We start from the raw sequence: 11,674 nt of genomic DNA on the forward strand, positions 1-11,674 counted from the left end.
ATATGTTACAAATGTTAACCAGCTACAGAATCTGGATTGTATCCTAAATATGGCACTTTATTGGTTTTGAAAGAAATACCATATTCTTTTAACTCGGCCAAAATAGGTTGATAAACTTCTTTGGAAATAGGAATTTGCACTCCTGGAGTGATAATTTTTTTGTTCAATATTAATAAAGCAGCAATAGCTACTGGAAGCCCTACTGTTTTGGACATAGCAGTATAAGTTCTATCTTTCCCAATAACGACCATATTGGCATCAATCTGTTGTTTTTTTCCATTAAGCTCGTAACCAAATTTATGGTACATCACAATCATATCCTTTTCATTTTCTTTCAATGTCCAACTATCTTCTAGAATATATTGTAGAATTTCTGCAGGGGTTGCATTTTTTAGGGGGATTCTTTTATTGGAATCAAACAAGTTGAGTTCCATTAATTTTTCCCACATAATATCATCCTGATCAATTTTAAGGTAATGACGCATTTTTAGTTCAACAGTATCAGTTGGAGAATATGGAAGAAATAGGTTTACGAATTCTCTGTAACTCATCTCCTCCGAATCTTCAATTGTATAACTATCATCGGTCATACCCAATTGTACAAACATGTTCCATGCCTTTGAAAACCCAACCCTTCTCATGGTGCCTCGGTACAATGTAAGCGCATCATCTAGTCCGTAGGCGTTCCTATATTTTAAAGAGTCTCTATTGGCATAGGCTTCAAACTTCCCATAACCCTCAATGTTCATAAATTCTGTTCTTCTAAAAAGTTTGTGGTATGGAATGTATTTGTAGGTGCCTTCTTGTATAAATTTGGCAGCGCCACCTTGACCGGCTACTACCACATTTCTTGGGTTCCATGTAAATTTATAGTTCCATAGATTATTGTCATCCTCAGGAGCAACTAAGCCACCTGTAAAGGATTCAAAAAGAATAATTTCTCCTCCTTTTTCACGAATCTCATCCAGAATTTCCATGGCACTCATATGGTCAATACCAGGATCAACTCCAATTTCATTCATAAATACAAGTCCCTTTTCTTTGGCCGATATATGAAGCTCTTTTAGCTCGTCACTTACATAAGATGCAGTGACCAAATGTTTGTTATGTTGAATACAGTCTTTGGCCACTTTGATATGAAGCCTGGGAGGAAGCATAGAAACAACTATATCTGCTTGTTGAATTGCCGTTCTTCGTTGTTCTTCATTGAAAATATCTAATTCCAAGATATCGCAATTGGGGTGCGACTTTATTTTATTTGGAATACCACTTGGATTTAAATCTCCAATGGTTAAATGAAGATTTTCTTTTTTGGATTTATCCAAAAAATAATCAATTAGATAAGAAGTGGATTTGCCAGCCCCAATAAGAAGAATATTCCGCAACATATATTGAATCCTTTATGTTTAAAACGAAACACTAAGGTATCAAATTGTTACAAATATAAAAATATGCTCACGAAAAGTTGTGAACAACACATTTTGTACAGAATTAGAAGGCTTATTTTTTATTGGCTACGGTGATATATTTCTGTAAAGCCATAGTCATAGATGGTGTCTCTGGTGTTGGAGCTTGTATGTCTATTCTAAGGCCAGCATCAGTAGCTGCTTTTACGGTTGAATTACCAAACACCGCTATTCTAGTCTCATTTTGCTCAAAGTCTGGGAAATTTTTAAGCAAAGACTCTATTCCAGATGGGCTAAAGAATACTAGGACATCATAGTATACATCCCGCAATTGTGATAAATCACTAATTACTGTTTTATAAAATACACCTCTTGTCCAATCTATTCCTAATTCGTTTAAAGTTTCAGGAACAATTGGCTTAAGTACATCAGATGATGGTAAAAGGAACTTTTCTTCTTTATATTTTTTAAATAGAGGAATTAATTCGTTAAAATTTCTTTTGCCTACATAAATTTTGCGCTTTCTGTACACTACGTATTTTTGAAGGTAGTAGGCAACAGCCTCAGATTGGCAAAAATACTTCATGCTATCTGGCACCTTAAAACGCATTTCTTCAGAAATTCTAAAAAAGTGATCAACAGAATTTCTGCTGGTAAGAATTATAGCAGTATAGTTCTTTGGATCTATCTTTTGTTGCCTAACTTCTTTGGCATCTACACCTTCTACATGAATAAAAGGAACAAAATCAACTTTGACTTTCTCTTTTTCAATAAGTCGTGAATATGGGGAGTTCTCCATTTTTGGTTCGGGTTGAGACACCAAAATCGTCTTTACTTTCATAATCAGTTAATCTTTTAGGTAGCTTCCAATTATCACTAGGGGTGCAATTTCGAGTGCGCAAAGGTACAAAATAAAATAGAAAAAATTAGCCTTTAAGAATTTTTGATGATTTCTTATGGCTGTTACCCAACCTATTACATTAATTAAAAGAATTAAGAAAATACTTAGATAAACTACAGTTCTTGAATCTTTAAAAACATAGCACAAAAGTACATTTGAAAAGAACATCAAAATTGAACTATAGTTTAAATAAGATAGTTTTTTAAAAACAAATTGAGATATCACCTTATTGGAATTAAAAACATAGCCGTTGCCATACTGCAACAATATTTTTGCAACAATAAATAAAACCAATAATCCCAATATTATAAAATAAAATGTTGGAGACGAGCTATATTCTGTTTCGAAGAAGATGTTATATAACAGATATATAAAAAGGGCAAAATTAAAGACTTGAAAGATGGTTATAAATATTTGGAACCAATTCAAAATCTTATCCTTTTTATTATACATAAAAATATACTTGTTGTTGAAAGGCAAAATTATAAAGTCCATGAATTTGTTATAGAATAGACCTTTTACAATAACAATAAAAACTAACGTAGAAAAAAGGATTGCGGTAATCCAATCTATGGAATCATAAATTCTTGGGATAGGTTCCATTAGTTTAATTTTACATTTTCACCATTAAGGCCATAGAGTAATCCGTTCTCTGATATACCTACTTTAAAATAATCCAATTTTTCTGTTCTGTATTTAGGCAATTTAAAAGTAAATATGGTGGTGTCCTTAAATTTCAGATTTTTTGTGTTAGGAATTAATGGTTTAGTAATAATGGGTTCTGATTCCAATACTTGTTTATATTTATTAAGAAATACCCCTGTAAACTTTAATTTTTCAATAGGAATATCTTCCTCATAGGGATTGTATACTTTTAATTGATGGACTTTATTTTCATCTAAATCAATTTTTTTTCCATCACCAATAGTAGATTTTAATTTTCTAAAGGATTCAAAACTCTCAATATACTTTCCAAAATAGATGGTTCCTTTGTTGTTGGGAAAAGAAACATCCCCTTTTGTCATGTATTTGGAAACATACACCACTTTTTTGTGTTGAATTTTATTTTCTGAGCTATCAATGGAATATTGATTTTTTCTATAAAACATATTGTTTAGAGAAAAAGTAGTGCTTCCCGAATAAAAGGAATACATGGGCGCAAGTCTATAAGAATTTTCAAAAACAACAGGAGTATTTCCAATTTGAGAGTACAAACTACTTACCCATTTTTTATTGCCATGAGTTTCATAAATTGTGGGGAATAGGGGTTCATACGCCAAACCTATTCTCAAAAACAACAATATCACAATATTGGCCAATCCTATTCTGAAAAGCCATTTTTTAGCGGTTTGGTTATGCATCAAGAAATTGAAAGCAATTATTGCCAATGGAATAGAAATTATGATAATCCATTGGGTTTGTACGCGTCTGTTAAAACTAGAAATAAAGAAGAAAATTAGAACACCATACGTTAAGAAAAGCAATGCCTTGGTAAACTTATCCGTCATTTTTGTTTTGACCAATGCCCAATAAATCCATGGAAAAGTAAGTCCAAATATTGCAATAAGGTTTACAAAATAACCCAAGGTGAACTTGGTGAAACTATAGGCTTGGTTGGGGCGTTCAAAAAGATGGTATTTAATGGAAACAAAATCGTTTTGAAATAACCACATAAAATGTGGTGTATAACATAATAGTGCCACCACCACTGCTAACCATGCATATTTGTTCAAAACTAATTTAAGGTTGGATAGCAGCACAAACAGGATAACTAAAACAGCATGATATTTACTGTACATTAAAGCAGCCATAACAACACCCAATAAAATGGCTAAAAGAATGGTAGGCTTTTGTATGAATTTTTTATACACCAATAGAAATAGAGCAGTAAAAAACAAAAGCGGAGTATCTGGTAGCGTTAAAAATCCATAGACATGCATGAGCCCCATAGAAAAAACCAAAACAAAGAAATGAGTTATATAATCTTTCTTTTTAGGATGGTCTATTAAAAACCATAAAATAATATAAATTCCTGCGGATAAAAGGCAACCCATAAAACGCACACCCAGTTCCTCACCAAAAAGAAAGCTACTTATTTTTACCAATAAAGCCACCATAGGCGGGTGGTCAAAATAACCCCAAGCCATATTTTGTGCATAGTACCAATAATAGGCTTCATCAAAAATAAGTTCTGTTAAATGTGCTTGGAGAAGGTTCAGCAAAAAAATTGAGCCTAAAAATAAGAGAAAGAGTTTGGGAAGTTTTTTTATCATTCCAGATTCTAAATTGATTCCAAAATTACAAATAATCACTCGTATAGGAATATTTAAAAAAATCATAAAGTTTAACAAGGATTTCTTTACAGGTTTTAAAGTGTTATTTTTGCTCAAATAGTTAAGATTCAATGGTAGATAGCCTAGTCATTATACCTACATACAACGAAATTGAAAATATTGAGGCCATCATAAAAGCTGTTTTGGATCTTAAAAAGGATTTTCATGTATTAATTGTAGACGATAATTCTCCAGACGGCACAGCTGATACGGTTAGAGGGTTACAAAAGGAGTTTTCAGACAGTTTATTTTTGGAAGTTCGAAAAAACAAAGCGGGTTTAGGTACTGCTTATATCCATGGTTTTAAGTGGGCCATTGAAAGAAAATATGATTTCATTTTTGAAATGGATGCCGATTTTTCCCATAGGCCAGATGATTTATTGCGTTTGTACAGAGCTTGTGTCAATGGTGCAGATGTAGCTGTAGGTTCTAGGTATAAAAAAGGAGTTAATGTGGTAAATTGGCCCTTGTATAGAGTCTTACTTTCCTATGGGGCTTCTTTTTATGTGAAAATAATCACAGGTATGAAGGTACATGATCCCACTGCGGGATTTGTTTGTTATAAACGAAAAGTTTTAGAGGCAATTAACTTGGATAGTGTGAAATTTATAGGATATGCATTTCAGATAGAAATGAAATACAAGGCATATCTTAAAAAGTATAAAATAGAAGAGGTGTCAATCATATTCACGGATAGAATTCTGGGAAAGTCTAAAATGAGCTCATCTATTGTAAGAGAAGCTATTTTTGGTGTTATCTCAATGAAATTAGCCAGTATTTTTCAAAGAAAAAGCTATTATTAGAATGAGTAAAATATTGATTAAAAATGCCATAGTAGTAAATGAAGGAGTTCAGGTTAAAACCGATATTCTAATTCAGGATGATATTATTCTTAAGGTTGAAAAAAATATTAGCGCCCAAACTGCTAGAGTAATTGATGTTAACGAAAGCTATGTTTTACCTGGAGTCATTGACGATCAGGTGCATTTTAGAGAGCCTGGCCTTACTCACAAAGGAAATATAGAAACTGAAAGTAGGTCTGCCATTGCTGGGGGCATCACGACCTTTATGGAACAGCCCAACACCAACCCACAAACAACTACCATTGAAAAATTGGAAGAGAAATTCAGTATGGCTTACAAGACTTCGTATGCTAACTACTCTTTTTTATTTGGAGGCACCAACGACAACTTGGAAGAACTTAAAAAATTGGATAGGAATGCCTGTTCTGGCGTAAAATTGTTCTTGGGTTCTTCTACAGGAAATATGTTAGTAGATAATGAAGAAGTGATTGAAAAGATTTTTAGGAATACTGAAATGGTCATTTCTGCTCATTGTGAAGATGAAACCACAATTAGAGAAAATCTAGCAAAATATAAGGAATTGTATGGAGATGATATTCCTATAAAGTACCATCCAATTATAAGAAGTGCTGAGGCATGTTATTTGTCTTCATCCAAAGCTATTGCCTTGGCAAAAAAAACAGAGGCTAGATTACATGTTTTTCATGTTTCCACAGGAATTGAAACGGCTCTTTTTAGAAATGACATTCCATTGGAGGAAAAGAAAATTACTGCTGAGGTTTGTTTACACCATCTTTGGTTTTCGGATACAGATTATGAAGATAAAGGCACACTTATAAAATGGAATCCTGCCGTTAAAACTCATACTGACCGGCAACAACTATGGGATGCTCTTTTAGATGATAGAATTGATGTTGTGGCAACCGATCATGCACCGCACACAATGGAGGAAAAGAAGAATGTCTATACCAAAGCCCCATCTGGTGGTCCATTGGTACAACATGCCTTACCCGCAATGTTGGAGAAGTGCAAAGATGGTAAAATAGCAATTGAAAAGGTAGTGGAAAAAATGTGCCACAATCCAGCAAAATTATTTCAAATAAAGAAAAGAGGTTTTATAAGAGAAGGGTATTTTGCTGATTTGGTAGTGGTAAATAGAAACAACCCTTGGAAAGTAGATAAGGAGAATATTTATTACAAATGTGGATGGTCTCCTTTTGAGGGAACCACTTTTAATGCCAAAATAACACATACTTTTGTAAACGGACATTTGGCTTATGAAAATGGAATATTTTCTGAACAAAAAAATGCACGACGATTAACTTTTGATAGATAATTATGAAGAAAAGTGCTTTGGTTTTGGCTTTGATTTTATTGGTTTCATGTGCTGAAAAGCTCATAGAGAAACCAGAAAACCTTATCGCTGAAGATAAAATGACAGATATTTTATATGATTTATCATTACTTGTTGCAGCAAAAAACACGAGTAGGGCAATACTAGTGGATAACGATATTGAAATAATGGAATATTTGTATGCCAAATATAAAATTGATAGTGTACAGTTCGTAGAAAGCGATTTGTATTATGCTTCTATTCCAACAACCTATGAATCTATATATAAAAAGGTTGAAACAAGACTGGAAACGGTAAAAAGCAAAATGCAAGAAGAACGAATGCAAAAAAGTGATAGCGTAACATTAGCCAATAAGAAGAAGACCACTAAAAAAATCTCAAAACCATCCTTAAAAAAAGAAGATTAAAAAATTTCTTCTAAATACTTTTGAGATGAAAATTTGATAGCCCTCTCCAGAGGTTCGTATTCAAAAGGAAAATATTCTTGAATTTTTTTATTGCTAAACACTCTTCTTTTTCTCAATGAAATAACACCGATTCTGGTTAGTTTTCTTTCTTTCCCTGTAATTTTTGATGCTAGCCAATCCAAACGCCACAAGATTTTTAATTGCCAGAATTTTAACTGTTTCTTTGGGGCGGTTTTTTTCAATTCTTTAGCAATGGAATCAAGGATTTCTTTATACGTGTAATTTTCACTAACAGCAATGAAACGTTCACTTTTAATTTGGGATTCCATCAAAGAAACCATCATTTTTACAACGTCGTTCACAGTAATAAAACCTGTGCCCCCAGGAGGGTAGTATTTTTGACCTTTTGCCGCAATTGAAAAAAACTTTCCACTACCTGTTGTCCAAAAACCAGGACCCAAGATTACTCCTGGATTTACCATAACTACATCCAACCCTTCTTGTGAACCTCGCCATACTTCCATTTCAGCATCATATTTAGTTAGAGCGTAGACATTGGTATTAGTATCGTTCCATTCAGTCTCCTCAGTCATTATTTCTCCATTAATGCTTGGACCAATAGCACCAATAGTACTTACATAACAAACTTTTTTAACGTTGTTGGCAATGCATAGGTTTATAATGTTCTTTGTCCCATTTACATTTATCTTTCTTAGCTTATTATAATTCTTAGGGTCAAAAGAAATTAAGGCAGCCACATGATATACATGGGTAATATCTGCAAACGCTAGTTCTAATTTTGGAATGTTATCTAGATTGGTCTCTACCCATGTTATGCTATTAAAAAGAGAAGATGCGTTATCAGAATAATAAGAAAAAATCTTTTTTACTCTGTTTAAATCACTCTGTTTTCTGTGAATGGCTTTTACCTTTATCCCTTTGTTCACCAAATGAAATAAAAGATGTGAACCTACCAAACCTGTACCACCTGTTACTAAAACCATGTTTCAAATTTACTCAATAAAAGAGATTTAAACCTGACTGCCGTTAGGGGATGGATTTATTCACTTTTTCAGAAGAGTTGCCCCTACTATTTCTTTTATATTTGCAGGAATAAATCAAGAAGAATACAAGAATGACATCAAATTTTGTAGCAGAATTAGAATGGAGAGGTATGTTGCACGACGTAATGCCAGAGACTGAAGAGCACTTATTGAGTGGAATGCAATCTGCCTACGTGGGAATTGATCCTACGGCAGACTCACTACATATTGGCCATTTAGTGGGCGTTATGATGTTGCGCCATTTTCAATTGGCTGGCCACAAACCTTATGCTTTAATAGGAGGGGCCACAGGGATGATTGGTGACCCATCAGGAAAATCGGCTGAAAGAAATTTGTTGGACGAACCTACATTGCGTCACAACCAAAATGCATTGAAAGAACAATTGTCTCGTTTTTTGGATTTTAAAAGCGATGCTGATAATGCGGCTGTTTTGGTGAATAATTATGATTGGATGAAGGATTTTTCTTTTTTGGAATTTATTCGTGATGTAGGGAAGCATATTACTGTAAACTATATGATGGCAAAGGACTCAGTTAAAAAGCGCTTGTCTTCAGAAGCAAAGGAAGGAATGTCATTTACGGAATTTACCTATCAATTGGTACAAGGATATGACTTTTTGTACCTCTATCAAAACCATAATTGCACACTGCAAATGGGAGGAAGCGACCAATGGGGAAATATTACCACTGGAACCGAATTGATACGTAGAATAGGTGGAGGCAAGGGGTATGCACTTACCTGTCCGTTAATTACAAAAGCAGATGGCACTAAATTTGGAAAGACTGAGGGGGGTAATGTATGGTTAGATTCTAATAGGACATCACCCTATAAATTTTACCAATATTGGTTAAATACTTCTGATACTGATGCTGAGAAGTACATTAAAATATTCACATTTCTTTCCAAAAAGGAAATAGATGATTTAATCACAGAACATTCTGAAGCTCCACATATGAGGCTATTACAAAAGCGGTTGGCAGATGAAATCACCCTTATGGTACACTCTTATGAGGATTTGGACAATGCCATTAAAGCCAGTAATATTCTTTTTGGAAAATCTACTTCAGATGATTTAAAGAAGTTGGATGAGAAAACTTTTTTAGATGTTTTTGATGGAGTGCCACAGGCTGAAATACCAAAATCCGAAATAGAAAACGGTTTGGATATGATTGGGGCGTTGGCCGCTAAAACAGGTTTTTTAAGCTCTAATGGGGAGGCAAGGAGAGAATTAAAACAGAACTCAATATCTGTAAATAAGGAAAAGGTAAAAGAGGATTATACAGTAACAACAGCAGATTTAATAAACGACAAGTTTGTATTGTTGCAGCGAGGTAAGAAAAATTACTTTGTATTGGTTGCCAAATAAGTTCCCTCCAAAAAAAATTGGAATATTGGAAGCTGTTACAGCACCATTAAATTGCACCCTCTAATATCAGAATGGTCAAAGCGACCTAAGATTTCAAAACTTCCGTTAGGTAGAGTTTTCCCCAAATCTTGTGTAGCAACAAAAGAACAGGAATTTAGGTTAGCCAAATCAATTACATTGATTCCTCCTGTTTTTCCATGGGGTTGCGGTGTCAAAGGGTCTTCCGTATCACGAATCATGATTTTCATCCAAGGAGGGGCTTTAAAAACCCCATTCCCATTGGAATAAGCCTGTGATAAAAGCTCTGTCATACCATATTCAGAATGAATTTGACGCACACCAAACCCTTTTTTTAATATTGCATGAAGTTCTTCTCGTATCATTTCCTTTCTTTTCCCTTTCATACCTCCTGTTTCCATTACGGTAGTATGGTTCAGGTTCAGGGAATGGCTTTCTACCATGTCCAATAATGCAAAAGAAACTCCAATTAAAAGTGTTTTGGTTTTTTTAGAATCCAGTTCAACAAGTTTACTTTTTAAGCTATGGAAATCATTTAAATAAAATCCACTATCTGGATGAGAGCTTTTTTTTATAAGATCGTTGACCATATAAATTAGGGAAGAACCTTCTCTCTCCAGATAGGATGGTAAAAGTGCTAATACACAATACTTATGAGTTTTTCCATAGAAGTGCTCAAACCCATGTAGATAGCTTTCTTCATATAATTTTATGTCAGAAACATAATGTTTACTGGTATTTATACCAGTTGTGCCGCTACTGGAAAATATAATTTCCGTTGGATTTTTCCCAGAAATCACTTTTTTGGATTTAAAAAATTCAATAGGTAAAAAGGGAACTTGCTTTAATTCTTTTACATTATTTGGATTTGCTCCTAAGTGTGTGCAAAATTCTTGATAAACAGAATTATTAGTATACTGAAAGGAGAAAATATTCAATGCCAAGGACTCAAATTCCTTTTGTGATGTAATAGAAAAAATTTTGGCTTTATCCATGGAACCCTAACTGCTGTAAAGGTAAGAATATACAGAGGGGTGTAAAACAAAAATGCCTCTAGAAAAGAGGCACTTTATATTTTGTGTTATTGTTATATTATTTAACTACCAATTTTCTGGTCATGGATTTGCTCTCTTCCGTTACCTGCAGCACATATACACCAGGAGATAATTTTGATATATTGAGTACACTGGAGGATATTCTGTCTCTTAGCACTTCTTCACCAAAAACATCATAGATAACAATTTCCTTGTTTCTATTTTTTTCAGTGGTAATATAGACCACATCATCAAAAGCTGGATTGGGGTATAATTTAAAATTGGAGATTTCCTCAATTTTGACTGTATGATTTTCTGCCATGTCTTGGGCAGAAATTGTAACAGTAAATACCAAAAAAAAGATTAAGTAGACTTGTTTCATTTATGATTGATTTGGGACCAACACTGTAAATATATATAAGTCCTTGTTTTTGAGGGATTAAATGTTGTGAAATGCCAATTTTTGTAGGCAAAGGTGGTTTTTTTGCTTTTTTAGCATAAAGAAAGTATGCAAAAAACAGGAAATCAATGAGTTATAAGAAGGTAATAGTGACTTATTTAATGATAAGTTTTCTTGTAGCTACTCTGTCTTTTTCAAAAACACGTAGAACATAAACTCCAGCATCTAAATCTGATAAGTTAAGTTCTTTGCCTAGAATGGTAGTTTCTAGCACCTGTGTACCCAAAACATCAAAAATCATTATTTTTTTTGGGGCATTTTCTGCAGTGTTTATAAAAACCTTTCCGTTAGTGGTAGGATTAGGATATAGTGTAAAGCCCTCAATGTCACCTCCACTTTTGGATTCCTGTCCAAAACTAGCAGCACATACAAAAAAGAATAAAACTAGGTAAAGGTGCTTCATGTACTATATGTCAGCAAATTATATGCCATAAAGATATTCAAATTGAAGCTACTTCCTTACAAAAAATTAGGAAATTAGATGAAATGCAACATATCGGAGTTTTATTGCATTTTATCGATAAAAA

General features: G+C 33.6%; 12 protein-coding genes. 4 read left to right on the plus strand and 8 right to left on the minus strand.

Annotation, left to right across the window (positions count from 1 at the left end; genetic code table 11):
• Nucleotides 1–14: 14 nt before the first annotated feature.
• The 4 genes from AC000W_RS02195 to AC000W_RS02210 all read right to left on the minus strand — a co-directional run bounded on the left by AC000W_RS02195 (nt 15) and on the right by AC000W_RS02210 (nt 4,646).
• Nucleotides 15–1,388 carry a saccharopine dehydrogenase family protein gene (locus tag AC000W_RS02195; protein ID WP_474745637.1) on the minus strand — a complete coding sequence of 458 codons (1,374 nt, stop codon included), beginning with the start codon at nt 1,386–1,388 and terminating at the stop codon, nt 15–17.
• 112 nt (nt 1,389–1,500) lie between these two features.
• Nucleotides 1,501–2,247 carry a uroporphyrinogen-III synthase gene (locus AC000W_RS02200; protein WP_474745638.1) on the minus strand — a complete coding sequence of 249 codons (747 nt, stop codon included), beginning with the start codon at nt 2,245–2,247 and terminating at the stop codon, nt 1,501–1,503.
• A 6-nt stretch (nt 2,248–2,253) separates the two neighbouring features.
• Nucleotides 2,254–2,910 (minus strand): DUF4271 domain-containing protein, encoded by a 657-nt coding sequence (locus AC000W_RS02205; RefSeq protein ID WP_474745639.1) that lies wholly within the window; start codon nt 2,908–2,910, stop codon nt 2,254–2,256.
• The gene (locus tag AC000W_RS02210; RefSeq protein WP_474745641.1) at nt 2,910–4,646 is read right to left on the minus strand and encodes an ArnT family glycosyltransferase; all 1,737 of its coding nucleotides are present in this window, start codon (nt 4,644–4,646) and stop codon (nt 2,910–2,912) included. Before AC000W_RS02210 ends, AC000W_RS02205 begins: the two co-directional genes overlap by 1 nt.
• 65 nt (nt 4,647–4,711) lie before the next feature.
• On the opposite strand from AC000W_RS02210, the gene AC000W_RS02215 reads away from it, so the two are divergent.
• From AC000W_RS02215 to AC000W_RS02225, 3 genes are read left to right on the plus strand one after another with little or no spacing between them, the layout of a single operon-like run.
• Nucleotides 4,712–5,443: a polyprenol monophosphomannose synthase gene (locus tag AC000W_RS02215; protein ID WP_474745643.1), complete on the plus strand. Its 732-nt coding sequence runs from the start codon at nt 4,712–4,714 to the stop codon at nt 5,441–5,443.
• 1 nt (nt 5,444) lies between these two features.
• Nucleotides 5,445–6,779, plus strand: a complete 1,335-nt coding sequence (locus AC000W_RS02220) for a dihydroorotase (RefSeq protein ID WP_474745644.1) — start codon at nt 5,445–5,447, stop codon at nt 6,777–6,779.
• Nucleotides 6,780–6,781: 2 nt separating this feature from the next.
• A complete protein-coding gene (locus AC000W_RS02225) occupies nt 6,782–7,204 on the plus strand; it encodes a DUF4296 domain-containing protein (protein WP_474745646.1) in 423 nt (140 codons plus the stop codon).
• On the opposite strand, the gene AC000W_RS02230 is transcribed toward AC000W_RS02225, so the two are convergent.
• Nucleotides 7,201–8,208, minus strand: coding sequence for an NAD-dependent epimerase/dehydratase family protein (locus tag AC000W_RS02230; RefSeq protein ID WP_474745647.1), 1,008 nt, complete (start codon nt 8,206–8,208; stop codon nt 7,201–7,203). The two genes, AC000W_RS02225 and AC000W_RS02230, sit on opposite strands and share 4 nt — an antisense overlap.
• Before the next feature lie 131 nt (nt 8,209–8,339).
• On the opposite strand from AC000W_RS02230, the gene tyrS reads away from it, so the two are divergent.
• The gene (gene tyrS, locus AC000W_RS02235; protein ID WP_474745649.1) at nt 8,340–9,635 is read left to right on the plus strand and encodes a tyrosine--tRNA ligase; all 1,296 of its coding nucleotides are present in this window, start codon (nt 8,340–8,342) and stop codon (nt 9,633–9,635) included.
• Between the two features lie 35 nt (nt 9,636–9,670).
• On the opposite strand, the gene AC000W_RS02240 is transcribed toward tyrS, so the two are convergent.
• The 3 genes from AC000W_RS02240 to AC000W_RS02250 form a co-directional block, all read right to left on the minus strand.
• Nucleotides 9,671–10,648, minus strand: coding sequence for a long-chain-fatty-acid--protein ligase (locus AC000W_RS02240; protein WP_474745650.1), 978 nt, complete (start codon nt 10,646–10,648; stop codon nt 9,671–9,673).
• Between the two features lie 97 nt (nt 10,649–10,745).
• A complete protein-coding gene (locus tag AC000W_RS02245; RefSeq protein WP_474745651.1) occupies nt 10,746–11,069 on the minus strand; it encodes a T9SS type A sorting domain-containing protein in 324 nt (107 codons plus the stop codon).
• A gap of 172 nt (nt 11,070–11,241) precedes the next feature.
• Nucleotides 11,242–11,550 (minus strand): T9SS type A sorting domain-containing protein, encoded by a 309-nt coding sequence (locus AC000W_RS02250; protein WP_474745652.1) that lies wholly within the window; start codon nt 11,548–11,550, stop codon nt 11,242–11,244.
• Nucleotides 11,551–11,674: the final 124 nt, after the last annotated feature.

The sequence above is a fragment of the Saonia sp. genome (assembly GCF_056326165.1).